Origin of the sequence: Cohnella endophytica (assembly GCF_003628305.1) — a bacterium.
GTDB classification, from domain to species: domain Bacteria; phylum Bacillota; class Bacilli; order Paenibacillales; family Paenibacillaceae; genus Cohnella; species Cohnella endophytica.
This window is the reverse complement of sequence record NZ_RBZM01000002.1, coordinates 490,318-505,802: the sequence shown is the minus strand read 5'-3', so window position 1 is coordinate 505,802 and position 15,485 is coordinate 490,318. Positions and strand designations below refer to the sequence as shown.

Here is a 15,485-nt window from a genome sequence, read left to right as displayed (position 1 = left end):
CGTTAGGTCAAAGTCAGCGAAATTAAAGGAGGCATCCCAATGTTCGCAAAGAAAACGTCCGCCCTATTGCTGATCGTCGCTATGATCGCGGGACTTCTGGCATCCATGGCGCCGACTTCGGCCGCGCCCGGCGATCCGGGCAAAATCGAGGCGGAAAATTACTCGGCAATGAGCGGGATCCAGACGGAGGTTTGCTCGGAAGGCGGTTTGAACGTTTCTTATATCGACGCGGGAGACTGGATGGATTATGCGGTCAATATCCCAGTCGCCGGTGCCTACAACGTCGATTTCCGGGTATCCAGCCCTTACGCGGGAACGCAGTTGCAGCTACGGAGCGGCGCGACGACGCTTACTACGGTCACGGTACCGAACACGGGGGGTTATCAGACTTGGCAGACGGTCACGGCCAACGTGAATTTGTCCGCGGGCAATCAAACGCTGCGCGTCTATGCGGTCACGAACGGCTGGAACTTTAACTGGATGAACATCGCGTCTTCGACGCCCGCGCAGCAAGCGTCCGCGCCGACGTTTACGCCCGCGGCAGGCACGTATGCTTCCGCGCAGAGCGTAACGCTGACAAGCGGGACGGCGGGCGCGACGATCAAGTACACGATCGACGGCTCGACGCCGACTGCCGCTTCCCTGACTTATTCGGGGGCGATCAACGTTACGGCGACTACGACGGTTAAAGCGATCGCTCTGAAATCGGGAATGACCGACTCGGCTGCGTCTTCGGCGACGTACATGATTAGCGCGGGGGGAAATATTAACCTTGCTTTGAACAAACCCGCCTACGCATCGTCCTACGAAGGAGCTTTTACGCCTTCGTCTGCCGTCGACGGCAATGCCGGAACGCGTTGGTCGTCTCAATTCGCCGATCCGCAGTGGATATACGTGGATTTGGGCAGTCCTCAAACGGTCGGCTCGGTTCGGCTGAATTGGGAAACGGCGAGCGCCAAAGCATATAAAATCCAAGTATCAGCCAACGCTACCGCATGGACGGACGTGTACACCCAAACGAACGGAGCGGGGAACATCGAGAACGTCAACTTCGCCGCCACGACTGCCCGTTACGTTAGAATGTACGGCACGGCTAGGAACACAGGGTACGGTTACTCTTTGTGGGAATTCGAAGTGTACGGCCAGTCGACTCCGCAACCTCAGGCGGTCGATATCCCGGTAACCGGACCTTATGCGCAATATTTAGAGATGGGTCTCTCTCCGGCCGATCTCAACCAAACGACGACGTTAAAATCGCAAAACGCGACGATCGGCCATACGATCAAGTACAACGTCGGTACGGCGGTCACTATTGGAGTCAATTATATGGTAGAGCAGAAGCAGGTGACGTTCCGCACGACGGATGCGAACGGCAACGTCGCGCAAGGGAACCCGCTTACGTTTACCGTCCATCCGAGTTCGGCGGTTACCGTCGTCTTGACGGATCGGGCGGAATCTCCGGCGTTCTCGCCTTCCGCGGGAACGTACGCTTCGGCGCAGAGCGTCACGCTGACAAGCGCGACGTCGGGCGCGACGATCAAATATACGACCGACGGCTCGACGCCGACGGCGGCATCCGCTACGTATAGCGGCGTCATTAACGTCGCCGCGACGACGACGATCAAGGCGATCGCGACGAAATCGGGGCTCGCGGATTCGGCAGTGTCTTCGGCGACGTATACGATTACGACCGCAAACGTTAATCTCGCCCTGAACAAATCGGCGACGGCTTCGTCGTCGCTTACCGGCAATACGGCGAACGCGGCCACGGACGGCAACGCCGGAACGCGCTGGGAGTCGGAGTTTAGCGATCCGCAATGGATTTACGTCGACCTCGGTTCGAACAATACGGTGGCCGGCGTGAAGCTGAACTGGGAAACGGCAAGCGCGAAGTCATACAAAATCCAAGTGTCGACGAACGCTACGGCTTGGACGGACGTCTATACCCAAACTTACGGCGCAGGCGGCGTCGAGAATATTTCCATTACCCCCGTGACTGCCCGCTACGTGAGAATGTACGGTACGACAAGGAATACGGGTTACGGTTATTCGTTATGGGAGTTCGAAGTGTACGGCCAGACGACGCCGTTGCCTCCGGAAGCGGCGGCGCCTACCTTCTCGCCTGCCGGAGGAAACTATACGACCGCCCAAAGCGTGACGTTATCGAGCGCGACGGCGGGCGCGACGATCAAGTATACGACCGACGGCTCGACGCCGACGGCATCTTCCCCGACGTACACGGGTGCGATCAACATCGCGGCGACGACGACGGTCAAAGCGATCGCAACCAAAGCGGGCATGACGGATTCGGCGGTATCTAGCGCGACGTATACCATTACCGCTTTTAAGGTGCTCGCTCCGGTAAACGGTCAAATGGTCACGAACACGAGAACGCCGACGCTCTCGTGGGAAGCCAAAGCGGGGACGGTCAAATACGAAGTGTGGGTGAACTTATCCAGAACCGATTACGACTGGAACGCATCCGGTAACTTGCTCGATCGTTATACGAAAATCGGAGAAACGACGGGGACGACGATCGTCGCGCCATCGCTCGTCGACCGATGGACTTACAAATGGTACGTTATCGGCATCGACGGGAGCGGAAACCGCAGTCCGTCGTCCGTCGGTCAGTTCAGCGTATATCTCCCGTACATCGAACAAGTGGCAGACGGAATCAACGTGGTCAACGGAAGCAGAGACCTGAACAAAAACGGTACGATCGAGCCGTACGAAGATTGGCATAATCCCATTTCCGTTCGCGTGGACGATCTGATGTCGCGGATGACGAACGAAGAGAAGATCAATCAGCTCTTCTTCTCCCCGGAATCGCTCGACGGGTTGAATCAGATGGCCGGTTTCGTCTTTTCCTACGGAGTAACCGGATTTATTACGGACGCTCAGAAGAAGGTGTCCGCATCGCAGCGCCTCGGCATTCCGATCGCTTTTACGGGCGACAAGATCGACGGCTGGCAGACGGCTTTCCCGACCGAACTCGGACTTGCGGCGACCCGCAACTTGAACATCGCCTGGCAGGTCGGCGATCTTCAGCGCAGGGAGCAGAAGGCATGGGGTTTCACGGGTTCGCTCTCTCCGCTCGCGGAAGTCGATACGAAAGTGTTGTACCCTCGCTTCCAGGAAGGAACGGGCGAGAACGCGGATTATTCGGCCGCGATGGTCCGGGCGATCATTACCGGCATGCAAGGCGGTCCGGAGGTCAATCCGAAATCGATGATGATCACGGTTAAGCACTGGCCCAGCCAAGGCGCGGGCGGGGAGCAATCCATCGTCTACGACAGCGCGACGATCAAGTGGCACATGAAGCCATGGTACGCGGCGATGGACGCGAACGCCGCGACCGTCATGCCGGGGTACGGCGGCTCGCCATACCTCGATCCGGCCAACAACGGAGCTGGAACGAGCAAACCTACGCTCGATTTCTTGCGCAACGTGATCGGATTCAACGGCATCGTCATGACCGACTGGCTCGCGGCCTCGACGGACATTTCCGTCAAGAGCATCGGCGCGGGCAGCGACGTCATGGGCGGGGCGGTAGCTTCCGGCACGGACTTCAACGCGCTGATCGCCTCCGTTGGCTGGCCAAGACTTAACGAAGCGGTAAGAAGGGTGCTCGATCTCAAGTTCAGATTGGGCATGTTCGAGAATCCGTACGGAGATCCGGACTACCCGACGACGATCTGGCACAGCGTCGAAAGCAACAATATCGTGAACGAAGCGGCGCGCCAATCGCTGACGTTGCTCAAGAACAACGGCGTATTGCCGCTCAAGGCCAACGCGGGCGACACGATCGTCGTCGCCGGTCCGCGCGCGACGAGCGACGACAACGCGAACGATAATATCGCCAACGTGATCTGGCAATCGATCTATCACGACAATCCGGCGGCAAAATCCTATTACCAAGGGATCAAAGATCGGGCCGGAACAGGGGTTAACGTCGTATTGAACGACGCGACCGCCGCCAAAGCGGCCGTCGTCGTCATCGGCGAGAGAAGTTATACGCACGGAACCGAATGGGCAGACAAAAATCCGACGATTCCCGCCGATCAGATCGCCCAGATCGATAAGTTCTACAATCGGGGTATCCCGGTCGTCTGCGCCATCGTCATGCCTCGGCCTTACGTGCTTACGGACATCATGAATAAGTGCGGAGCGGTCGTTGTTTTGTACCGTCCCGGCAACGGCGGAGGCGTCGCGACGGCGGGACTGCTGTTCGGCGATTACTTGCCGAAAGGCAAATTGCCGTTCCAATTGCCGCGCTCGCTCGATCAGATCGGCACGGACGACGTCAACAATCAGCTCGAGAAATGGGATCTTCCGTACGATCTTGGCGCGACCGAGGCGGAACGGGCGCAAATCCGAAGTTTGATCAACAACAACCAGCCAGTGCCGACGACGTTCGGCAATCCTTTGTTCCCTTACGGATACGGGCTGCAGAGCTTTACGCCGGGTTAAGCGGAACTACGCCGAAAGATTTTCGACTATTTTCGTTGATTTTCGCATTGGCAGAACGACTGGCGCTCCTTACGATGAGGTTACCTAATCGTTAGGAGGGTCTGCCATGGACGATACGAAGCCTACCGCCAAATTCTCGGAGCGCATCGCCAATCTTAAGGCGGTGCGCTTTTCGACGATCCAGACGCGGCTAACCATTTTTTTCGCATCGCTGCTGTTCCTATCCGTCGGATTGTCCGGCTATGTCGGTTACCGGCAGTCAAGCGCGGCGTTAAACGCCAAAATCGAATTGTACGCCAAACAAGTGACGGATCAGGTCGCGGCCAACATCCGCCTGGAGCTGGAACATCTGCAGACCGCGATGGAAGACGTTTCGACTAGCGACAGCATCCAGTCGGGCTTAAGCGAATGGAATAAGGGAACGGATCGCCATAATCAAATCTCTTCCCTCATCGACAAGACGATTTCCCACAAGCTGTCGTTGCTGAATTATTTGTCAAGCGTTGCCGTCTACGCGGACGGAGATACGAAGTTCGGTAGCTATAGCACGCTGGACAAACGGCAGATCGGCGACATCGTGACGAAGGCAAAGGCGAGCGCGGGAACGCATTACGATCTGGTCGACGATCCCGTGACGGGCAAAGCGTTCATCGCCGTAAGCAAACAACTGAAGTCCGCGGAAAACGGCAGCGTGCTCGGCGTAATCGTCATGACGCTGGAGGAAAAAAGAATCGCCTCCTTGTACGATGGCATCCGGCTTGGCGCTGCCGCCAAGCTCTTCGTGATGGACGCGAAAGGGGATGTCGTCTCCAGCACGGATAAAGACGCCCTGCCGATTCACGAGCCGATCCCCGATGCAAGCTTGACGGAATGGGCAGGAAACGAACGGACGCAACAAGGGGCGACGGGAAGCGCTGACGCGTTCGGAGAAACCTCGCTCGTCGTAAGCGCGCCGATCGGAACGAACGATTGGACGGCCGTCGCCGTCGTACCGAAATCGTTCATCCTCGCCGACATCGCGGATTTGAAGCGGAAGACGATTCTGATCGGCATCGTTTGCCTTTTCGCTTCGGTGGTCATCGCATACGTGTTATCTCTTGGGATTTCGGTGCCAAGCCGCAAGTTATTGGCACGAATGAGGCAAGTCAACGAGGGGAAGCTGAACGTCGATATCCGCGACGGCAACAACGACGAGATGGGCACGATCGCCAAACGACTGCAAGAAACGCTCGACTCGATCCGCGAACTGATCGTGCAAGCCGGCTCTTCGTCCGACAGCATGAGAGGACAATCCCGCGTCGTAGCCGAGGTGTCCGATCGTTTTCGCGAACATCACCTGCTTCTCGCGGAGGCTATCAAACAAATCGCGAGCGGATCTTCCAGCCAAGCAAACGAGGCGATAGTCGGCCAAGACAGCATGACGGAGCTGTCGGAGAGAATCCAACGGATGCTCGAAGATATCGTAACGGTATCCGATGCGATTGCGAGCATAGGTGAAGCCTGCGACGGCACCCAGCTCGCAGTGAAGCATTTGAACGAGAAGACGTCGTCGGCGAACGCGGTTTCGAGGTCCGTAAACCAAGAGATCGTCTCCTTGAACGTCGAACTGCATGCGATCTCGGATATCGTTCATTCGATCTCGAACGTAGCGAAGCAAACGAACATTCTGGCGTTAAACGCTTCGATCGAGGCCGCGAGAGCGGGACAGGCGGGTAAGGGTTTCGCCGTTGTCGCCGAAGAAGTGAAGAAGCTCGCATTGAGGTCGGGCCGGGCTTCCGAGGAGATCGGGCGGAAGATCGCGGACGTGATCGGCAGGTCGGTTGCCGCCGTGCAGGAGGCGGAACGTTCCATCGCGCTATTGGAGCAACAGAACGACGCGGTTGCGGAGGCGGACAGAAGTTTCGTGGGCATTAAGATGAGGATCGATCGCATTAAGGTCAACGTTTCCGGCATGCGCGCGATGTCCGAAAATATGGTAGACTCGAAAGAGAAAACGAAGAAAGCGATTTCATGCATCGCTTCGGCAGCGCAGCAAATCGCCGCGTCGGCGGAAGAAGCTTACGCGGGAGCGGAGGAGCAACTGAAGGAGACGGGCCGGCTGGCCGAGATGGGACGGGAGCTTAACGGCACGTCCGCGACGTTGGCGGAGACGATCGGCAAGTTCGAAGTGAACTAGCGGGCGAGGTGGGGAAACGGTGTATAAGCTTCTGATCGTGGACGATGAAGCGCTCGTTCGCGAAGCGATCAAGGAACAGATGGATTGGGCGAAGCTCGGCTTCGAATGCGTCGGAGATTGCGAAGACGGGCTGGAAGCGCTGGAATTCATAAGGCGCGAGACACCCGACGTCGTGCTGACCGATATCGGCATGCCATTCATGGACGGGCTCGAGCTAACGCGCGAGTTGGCCGCCCATTATCCCGACGTCAAAGTTATTATCCTTACCGGGTACGACGATTTCGACTTTGCGCAGCAAGCGCTTAAGCTTCAAGCCGTGGATTATGTACTGAAACCGATTACGGCCGCGGAACTGGAAACGATCCTAAAGAAGCTGGCGTCGGAACTCGACCTGGTCAGAAGTCGCGCGCAAGATCACGAAAAGCTGAAACGGCAGTTGACGGAAAGTTTGCCGCTTCTGAAAGAGAGATTCCTGGAACGACTGGTGACGTCCCCGATGACGGAGCGCCAGATCAAGGAGTCCTGCGAGTATTTCGAGCTGCGATGGAAGGGACCGTTCTTGATCGAGCTCGCGGCGGACGTGGACAAATGGGAGCTGCAAGCTCCGTCCACGTTGTTCGATCGGGAATTGATCCGGTTCGGGCTGTACAACATCGCGCAAGAGATCGCGGGGAAGTACGAGGGTTCCGAGTCGTTCCGCGACCGGGAAAACCGCGTCCTGGTGCTCCTTTCCGGAGAAGAAGAGAACGAGCTGCAAGAGAGGGCGATTCAACTGGCGGAACAACTCCACGAAGCGGCCACCTCCTATTTGCCGATTCAGTTATCGATCGGAATCGGGCACGCTTGCCGCTGGTCGGACAACGCGCCGCTTGCTCATCGATCCGCGATGTCCGCGTTGGAATACAGCTATGTCATCGGCTCGAACGCCGTTATTCCGATCTCGGACATGGAAAGCCGCGAGCGGCCCGAACTGCTGTCGGTCGTCGGTTGGGACGGAGAGCTGATTACGAAGCTGAAGACGGGAACCCCGCAGGAAATGGAAGATTGGGTGACGCGATTGTTCTCATCGTTCCGGGAACACGTCTTTCCCTTCGGAGTGTGCACGATTTATCTGCAACGCCTCGCGGTGACGATGATGCACGCTTTGTACGAGATGAACTATGACAGCGCGCAAGTGTTCGGCGAATCGACGAATCTCGTGACCGAGCTCGGGCGGTTCGGCTCTCTCGACGAAATCGAGGACTGGATGAAGGAGGCTTGCGTCAAGGCGGTTACCGTCATTCGCGGCAAACGCGAAGACCAGACGCTCGGCCAGATTACCAAGGCGATCGAGTACGTAAAGCGCAATTACATGGACCCCGAGCTTTCTCTTAAAACCGTCTGCCGACACGTTTCCATGAGCGGCAGCTATTTCAGCAGCATTTTCAAACAGCATAACGGCAGATCTTTCGTGGAATACGTTACGCACGAGCGGATGGAGAAAGCGAGAGAGCTTCTGAGCTTAACCGGCATGAAAAGCTACGAGGTCGCTTATGCGGTTGGGTATAGCGATCCTCATTATTTTAGCGGAGCTTTCAAGAAGCATTTCGGCGAAACGCCGATGGATTACCGCAACAAAACGATGACTTGGAAAGCGTGAGGCGGCAGCCATGGGGATATTCAAGAGATTGCGGAGCATTCAGACGAACATGGTACTGGCTTCGGTGTTCCTGATCGTACTGACGATCTTTATCATGAGCATCATCTCGTACTACTTGACGAAGGATGCCGTTCAGTCCAAGGCGCAAGCCTATACGACGGAACTCGTGAAACAGGTTAACAATAACATCAAATCCTACGTAAACGGCATGAAGTACATGTCGGATCTCGCGGCGGGCAACCATTCCGTGCAAGAGTATTTATCGAATTCCACTTTCTCTAGCTTAAAGGAAGAAAAAGGATACAAGGAAGCGATCTCCGACATGCTGGAGTCGATGCTCGCGTCCCGTACCGACATCGCGTCCGCCAATGTTTTCGGCTACGGAGGGCAGTTCGTCAGCGGTCGGAAGGAGCTGGAGTTGAATCCGTACATCGACATCAAGACGCTAGGCTGGTACAAGAACGCGCAAGCGGCCGAGGGACAGAACGTGCTGTCGCCATCCCATGTGCAGCCCGTCTTCAAGGGGCGTTATCCTTGGGTCGTTTCGCTTAGCCGGGAGTTGATCAGCAAGGATGGGAAAAAGCTGGGCGTGTTCCTCGTAGATCTGAACTTCAGCGTCATGAACGATATGTTCAAGGATATCCGGTTAGGTCAGCGAGGCTACTTGTTCATCGTCGATTCCGATGGGAAAATCGTCTACCATCCCCAGCAACAGCTCGTCTATAGCAACCTGAAATCCGAGAAGATCGAAGAGGTTCTCGCCATTAAGAGCGGTACGTTCACGAGCGACGAGGGACGCGACAGCCGGATGTATACGGTGCAAGATTCGGATTTCGGCTGGAAAATCGTCGGCGTTTCGTACGTGAACGAGCTAGTCGGCAACCAGAACGAGATTCGGCTCTCTTTCGTCCTCTGGGGCTTGGTCTGCGTGTTGATCGCGATCGTGCTTTCGTTCTTTCTCTCCCAGCGCGTAAGCAAGCCGATCAAACGGCTTCAGGATTCGATGAAGGAAGTGGAAAAGGGCAATTTCGACATTCACGTCATGGTTCCGAAATCGATCGAGATCGGCAGGCTAGCGAGAGCGTTCAACATTATGGTCGGAAAAATCAAGGAGCTGATGTCCCAGGTCGTGCATGATCAGGAGCAGAAGCGCAAGAGCGAGATTAATGCGTTGCAAGCCCAGATTAATCCTCACTTCCTGTATAACACGCTGGATTCGATCGTCTGGATGGCCGAGAGCAACAAATCGAAAGAGGTCGTCTTGATGACGTCGGCGCTTGCCAAGCTGTTCCGGGCTTCGATCAGCAAAGGGGAGGAGCTCGTATCGATCCGGACGGAGATGGAGCACATCGCCAACTACCTCATGATCCAGAAGATGCGTTACAAGAATAAGCTGGACTATGAGATCGATATCGGCGATACCGTATACGACTACAAGACGATCAAGGTCATTTTACAACCGATCGTGGAAAATGCGATCTATCACGGAATTAAGAAGAAACATGGTCCCGGCCTCATCCGGATAACGGCGGAGGAAACCGCTGCGGATATTCATATCCATATCGAGGATAACGGAAACGGCATGGACGAGGAAAAGCTGAAGTCGCTGCTGCTCCCGGCCCGAGACGCGGAAGAAGGCAGAGGGGTAGGCGTGCGAAACGTCCACGAGCGGCTGATGCTCTATTTCGGTCCGGAATACGGGTTGTCTTATAACAGTAAGCTCGGGGAAGGCACGAAGGTCACTTTCCGCATACCGAAATCCCTTCGCGAGACGGAGGTAGAACAATGATAGGATCGAAGCACAAAATATGGGTAGGGTCGATCGTGGCTCTCTTGCTTATCGGCGGCGCTTTAGTATACGGCTTCGGCGGATTATCAAAGCAGAAAACGATCGACGTGAAAGTTATCATTAAGTCGATGGATGCTTCCGTAGAGTTCTGGCAGGTATTGATCGACGGCGTTCAAGAAGCCGCTCAGGAATTCGACGCGAACGTGCAAGTATGGGGCTCCGATAGCGAGACGGACGTCGACGGGCAGATCGCCCTCGTCGAGAAGGCGATCGAACAACATCCGGATGCGATCGTGCTCGCGGCGAACGATTACGACCGCCTAGTCCCCGTCGCCGAAAAGGCGGAGAAGAAAGGCATCAAACTCATCATCGTCGATTCCGGCATCCGCTCGGAGAAGCCCCGGAGCGTCGTAGCGACGGATAACGTCAAAGCCGGACGGGAAGCTGGACAGGCCATGCTTCAGCAATTGAGCGGCAAAGGGAAGGTCGCTATTATCAGCTACGTGAAGAACGCCGCTTCACATATCGATCGGGAGAAAGGGGTCCGCAGCGTGCTTGCTTCCAGTCCTGACATCGAGTTGCTCGACACGTCGTATGCCGAGAGCTCCGAGCAGAATGCCTATTTGATGGCCAAGGAACTGTTGCTGAAGCATTCCGACGTCATCGGCATCGTCGGCTTGAACGAGCCGACATCCGTGGGAGCGGGAAGGGCGATTCGCGAGCTGAATCTGAAGGACAAAGTGATGCTGATCGGCTTCGACAGCTCCTTTAACGAAATTACGCTTCTTGACGAAGGCGTCATGAAAGCAACGGTTATCCAGCGCCCGTTTCAGATGGGCTACCTTAGCGTCAAGACGGCGGTGGAAGCCGTCGAAGGCAAGAAGGTGCTCAAGGTCGTCGACACCGGATCGCTCGTCATTACGAAAAAAAATATGTACGAGGAAGAGAATCAAAAGCTACTGTTCCCGTTCGTAGGCAATTAGGCCAATAGAAGCGACAAGACTATCCGCAGTCATCGATGATGACTGCGGATAGTCTTTTTATTTCGTCTCGGGGCTTGCTATCGCAGGAGTGTATGTAATTTGTAGTTCCTCGAAAGGGTGCGAAGAGGCGCGCAAGTAAAGAAATGTTACTTACAGACCCTCGAGAGGGTGCGTAGAGGTGCGCAAGTAAAGAAATGTTACTTACAGACCCTCTTGAGGGTGCGTAGAGGCGCGCAAGTAAAGAAATGTTACTTACAGACCCTCGAGAGGTGCGTAGAGGCGCGCAAGTAAAGAAATGTTACTTACAGACCCTCGAGAGGGTGCGAAGAGGCGCGCAAGTAAAGAAATGTTACTTACAGGCCCTCGAGAAAGTGAGGAGAGGCATGCAAGTAAAGAATGGTTACTTGCAGTTCTTCGAAAAAAGCAACAATGAGCAAGCATCCCCACCAACCAATCTCCACCACTACCCAATCCCCCACCACCACAAATACGGCATTCCGCGACTCACTCGCCGATCGAGAACTCCCAAAATTATTCGACTACTACAGAAAGAAATCACATGTAAGCCCCAAAGCCGAGCGTGTAAAGTTAACATCAAGATCGCGACAAGGCACTTGGAAGAGGTGGAACGATGAGTCAGATCGTCGTGAAGATGGAAGGGATCGAGAAGCATTTCTCCGGCGTTCATGCGCTTAAGGATTGCAGATTCGAATTGCGGGCGGGCGAGGTTCACGCGCTCGTGGGAGAGAACGGCGCCGGCAAATCGACGATGATGAAAGTGTTGACGGGCGTGTACCAGAAAGACCGAGGCCGGATTACTTATCAAGGCGAGGAAGTCCAAATACCCGACACGAGAGCGGCGCAGAAGCTGGGGATCAGCATGATCCATCAGGAGATGAATCTGGCGCCCGATCTTACGGTAGCTCAGAACATATTCATCGGGAAAGAGCCGCGGAAGTTCATGGGGATCATCCTCGACGACAAGTCGATGAACAAGCAAGCCGCGGTGCTTCTAAAGCAGATGAACTTGGACATCGATCCTACAGTCGCGGTGTCGAAGCTCACGGTGGCAAAGCAGCAAATGGTCGAGATTATCAAAGCGATTTCCTACGACTCCCAAGTGCTCATCATGGACGAACCGACGGCGGCTTTAAGCGACGTTGAGATCGAGGACTTGTTTCGCATGATCCAGCAGCTTCGAGCCAAAGGAGTCGGAATCGTCTACATCTCCCACCGGATGGCGGAACTGAAGCAGATTACCGACCGGGTCACGGTCATGCGCGACGGAAGCTATATCGACACGGTGCAGACGGCGGAAATAAGCATCGACCGAATTATCGCGATGATGGTTGGCAGGGAAATCTATCAGCCCGCGAAGCCGGACAGACAATCGGATAGAGAGAGGGAAACGGTTCTCGAGGTAAAAGGGCTAAATCGTAAAAACGTCTTACGAGCCGTGAGCTTCTCGCTCAAAAAAGGCGAAATTCTCGGAGTAGCCGGATTAGTAGGCGCGGGAAGGACGGAAACCGCCAGAGCGATTTTCGGAGCGGATCCGATCGATTCGGGCGAGATATATGTACGGGGAAACAAGGTCCGCATCGCGGGTCCCCATGAAGCCGTCAAGCACGGGATCGGTTATTTGACGGAAGACCGGAAAAATTTCGGATGCCTGCTCGATATGGACTTGAAGATGAACGTAGCCCTTGCGGACTTAGGGAAATTCAAGAATCGGGCTGGATGGATGAATGATAGGCGCATGGCGGAAACGTCCGAAAGGATCGTCGAGGAGCTGAAGGTAAAAACGCCGGGCATTCGGCAACATGTCAGGTACTTGTCCGGCGGCAATCAACAGAAGGTGATCATCGGCAAATGGCTGACGAGAGACTGCGACATTCTTATATTCGACGAGCCGACGCGGGGGATCGACATCGGGGCCAAGAGCGAGATCTATAAGCTGCTCGACAACTTGGCCGCTTCCGGCAAATCGATCATTATGATCAGTTCGGAGCTGCCCGAAATCCTGCGTCTTAGCCATCGTATTCTCGTTATGTGCGAGGGACGGATTACCGGAGAACTCTTGAACGACGATACCGTAACACAGCAACGAATCATGACATACGCGACGGACCGGATCGGCTGACCTCCGGCGAAGAAAGGGAGACAATCACATGAAAGAAGCAACGGCAACAACGGTCGAACACGGGGCGACCAAGAAACCTACGATCGCCTTTAAGTCGGGCCTGCAACAGCTGCTCGCCTTCGGGAGTCTTATTCTGTTGCTCATCATTTTCTCGATAGCTTCCAGCAACTTTTTCCACTTCTCGAATATCGTCGGCATCCTGCTATCAACCGCGGTTATCGGCGTACTCGCGTTAGGCTCGACGTTCGTTATCATCACCGGCGGGATCGATCTCTCCGTAGGCACGGTGATGACGCTCAGCGCGGTCATGACCGGAGTGTTCATAACGATGTGGGGATTGCCGATTCCGGTCGGCATCATCGGCGGATTGATGACGGGAGCGTTATGCGGTTTCCTGTCGGGGTTCACGATATCCCGCATGGGTATTCCGCCGTTTATCGCGACGCTGGCGATGATGCTGATCGCCAAAGGGCTTGCGCTCGTCATCTCGGATTCCAAGCCGATCTATTTCACGGATTACGAGGTGTTCATCAAGATTTCGTTAGGTTCGTTCCTAGGCGATCTCATCCCGGGCTTCGACATTCCGAACGCCGTCGTGATCTTCTTCCTGGCAGCCTTGATCGGAGCTTTGCTACTCTCCAAGACGATTATCGGCCGCTATAATTTCGCGATCGGCAGCAACGAAGAAGCGACGCGCCTTTCGGGCGTTAATGTCCGCAATTGGAAAATCGTCATCTATACGATCACGGGTTTGTTCACGGGACTCGCCGGTGTCTTGATGGCTTCCCGCCTCAACTCCGCACAGCCGGCTCTTGGCTCCGGATACGAGCTCGAAGCGATCGCGGCGGTCGTTATCGGAGGCACATCCCTTAGCGGCGGCAAAGGAACGATCGTCGGTACCGTCATCGGAGCGCTGATCATGAGCGTGCTCACGAACGGGCTGCGCATTCTATCCGTCAAGCCGGAGTGGCAGACGGTCGTCGTCGGCTTGGTTATTCTCGTAGCCGTCTACGCCGACAATCTTCGTCGTCGCAAAGCTTAACCACGGTATGGTCTCCTTCGGAGATTATATATAGCACTCCACATTCAATTAAAGGGGTTATGGGAAATGAAAAAAGCTTGGCTGATTGCCTTGGTTGCGCTCGTACTGATCGTTAGCGCTTGCGGATCGAACAAGAATAAGGACGGCAACGCGTCTCCGGCCGCGGCTTCGCCATCCAAAGCTGCTGCGGCGCCGGAAGGCAAAATGTACATTCCGATCATCTCGAAAGGTTTCCAGCATCAATTCTGGCAGGCGGTTAAGATCGGGGCGGAGAAAGCCGCAGCCGAGCTTAACGTAGATATTACGTTCGAGGGACCGGAGACGGAAGCCCAAGTCGACAAACAATTGGAAATGCTTCAGGTCGCTCTCGATAAAAAGCCTGCGGCAATCGGGTTCGCGGCGCTCGACAGCCAAGCTTCGATCCCGCTTCTCAAGAAAGCGCAAGAAGGCAAAATTCCGGTCGTCGCGTTCGACTCCGGCGTGGACAGCGACATTCCGGTGAGCGCGGTCGCTACCGACAATGCGGTTGCGGCGGGAGTCGCGGCTGACAAAATGGCGGAATTGATCGGCGGAGCGGGCGAAGTCGCGATCATCGCGCATGACCAAACGAGCCGTACCGGCGTAGATCGGCGCGACGGTTTCAAGAAACGCATCGAAGAAAAATATCCGAACATCAAAATCGTAGACATTCAGTACGGCGGCGGCGACCACCTCAAATCGACGGATTTGGCCAAAGCGATCATGCAAGCCCACCCGAATCTTAAAGGCATCTTCGGAACGAACGAAGGCTCGGCGATCGGCGTTATCAATGCGGTCTCGGAAGCGAAAATGCAAGGCAAGATCACCGTTATCGGGTACGATTCCGGTAAAGCGCAGATCGATGCCATCAAATCCGGATTAATGGCGGGCGCGGTTTCCCAGAACCCCGTAGGCATCGGTTACGAAACGGTCAAAGCCGCCGTAGCCGCAGCCAAAGGCGAGACGGTTCAACCGAAAATCGATAGCGGATTCGTCTGGTACGACAAAACGAATATCGACAGCGACGAAGTGAAAGCGGTACTTTACGAATAATTAATCACGAGCGCCAATCAAAGCCAGCCACTCTCCGACCGGGAGCGTGGCTGGCTTTTGCGTCGCGAAGCGATTACCTCCGCGCAAAACTTATGAAATTTACCGTCAATAGGTAGGGGTTTCCAGACGCGCGTCGAAATGATTAAGTGAAACCATCTATATAGAGGAGGAAGCA

8 protein-coding genes are annotated in these 15,485 nt (G+C 55.3%); all 8 read left to right on the top strand.

Going from position 1 to position 15,485, the window contains the following annotated elements; translation table 11 throughout:
- Positions 1 to 39 precede the first annotated feature (39 nt).
- The 8 genes from D7Z26_RS04465 to D7Z26_RS04425 all read left to right on the top strand — a co-directional run bounded on the left by D7Z26_RS04465 (position 40) and on the right by D7Z26_RS04425 (position 15,310).
- Positions 40 to 4,470, top strand: coding sequence for a chitobiase/beta-hexosaminidase C-terminal domain-containing protein (locus D7Z26_RS04465; protein WP_120974857.1), 4,431 nt, complete (start codon positions 40 to 42; stop codon positions 4,468 to 4,470).
- 106 nt (positions 4,471 to 4,576) lie between these two features.
- A complete protein-coding gene (locus D7Z26_RS04460; RefSeq protein ID WP_120974856.1) occupies positions 4,577 to 6,646 on the top strand; it encodes a methyl-accepting chemotaxis protein in 2,070 nt (689 codons plus the stop codon).
- 19 nt (positions 6,647 to 6,665) lie between these two features.
- On the top strand, positions 6,666 to 8,285 hold the full coding sequence (locus D7Z26_RS04455; protein WP_120974855.1) for a response regulator: 1,620 nt from the start codon (positions 6,666 to 6,668) through the stop codon (positions 8,283 to 8,285).
- Positions 8,286 to 8,295: 10 nt separating this feature from the next.
- Complete coding sequence (locus D7Z26_RS04450; protein ID WP_120974854.1) at positions 8,296 to 10,074, top strand: cache domain-containing sensor histidine kinase; 1,779 nt, start codon at positions 8,296 to 8,298, stop codon at positions 10,072 to 10,074.
- Positions 10,071 to 11,057, top strand: a complete 987-nt coding sequence (locus D7Z26_RS04445; RefSeq protein ID WP_120974853.1) for a substrate-binding domain-containing protein — start codon at positions 10,071 to 10,073, stop codon at positions 11,055 to 11,057. Before D7Z26_RS04450 ends, D7Z26_RS04445 begins: the two co-directional genes overlap by 4 nt.
- A gap of 631 nt (positions 11,058 to 11,688) precedes the next feature.
- Entirely contained in the window at positions 11,689 to 13,197 is a 1,509-nt protein-coding gene (locus D7Z26_RS04435; RefSeq protein ID WP_120974851.1) for a sugar ABC transporter ATP-binding protein, read from the top strand.
- Positions 13,198 to 13,225: 28 nt separating this feature from the next.
- On the top strand, positions 13,226 to 14,239 hold the full coding sequence (locus D7Z26_RS04430; protein WP_120974850.1) for an ABC transporter permease: 1,014 nt from the start codon (positions 13,226 to 13,228) through the stop codon (positions 14,237 to 14,239).
- Positions 14,240 to 14,305: 66 nt separating this feature from the next.
- On the top strand, positions 14,306 to 15,310 hold the full coding sequence (locus tag D7Z26_RS04425) for an ABC transporter substrate-binding protein (RefSeq protein ID WP_120974849.1): 1,005 nt from the start codon (positions 14,306 to 14,308) through the stop codon (positions 15,308 to 15,310).
- Positions 15,311 to 15,485 lie beyond the last annotated feature (175 nt).

What these genes read in the sequence shown, in the direction of transcription:
- D7Z26_RS04465 (WP_120974857.1), top strand. Translation starts at nt 40, where the DNA reads ATGTTCGCAAAGAAAACGTCCGCCCTATTGCTGATCGTCGCTATGATC.
- D7Z26_RS04460 (WP_120974856.1), top strand. Translation starts at nt 4,577, where the DNA reads ATGGACGATACGAAGCCTACCGCCAAATTCTCGGAGCGCATCGCCAAT.
- D7Z26_RS04450 (WP_120974854.1), top strand. Translation starts at nt 8,296, where the DNA reads ATGGGGATATTCAAGAGATTGCGGAGCATTCAGACGAACATGGTACTG.
- D7Z26_RS04445 (WP_120974853.1), top strand. Translation starts at nt 10,071, where the DNA reads ATGATAGGATCGAAGCACAAAATATGGGTAGGGTCGATCGTGGCTCTC.
- D7Z26_RS04435 (WP_120974851.1), top strand. Translation starts at nt 11,689, where the DNA reads ATGAGTCAGATCGTCGTGAAGATGGAAGGGATCGAGAAGCATTTCTCC.
- D7Z26_RS04430 (WP_120974850.1), top strand. Translation starts at nt 13,226, where the DNA reads ATGAAAGAAGCAACGGCAACAACGGTCGAACACGGGGCGACCAAGAAA.
- D7Z26_RS04425 (WP_120974849.1), top strand. Translation starts at nt 14,306, where the DNA reads ATGAAAAAAGCTTGGCTGATTGCCTTGGTTGCGCTCGTACTGATCGTT.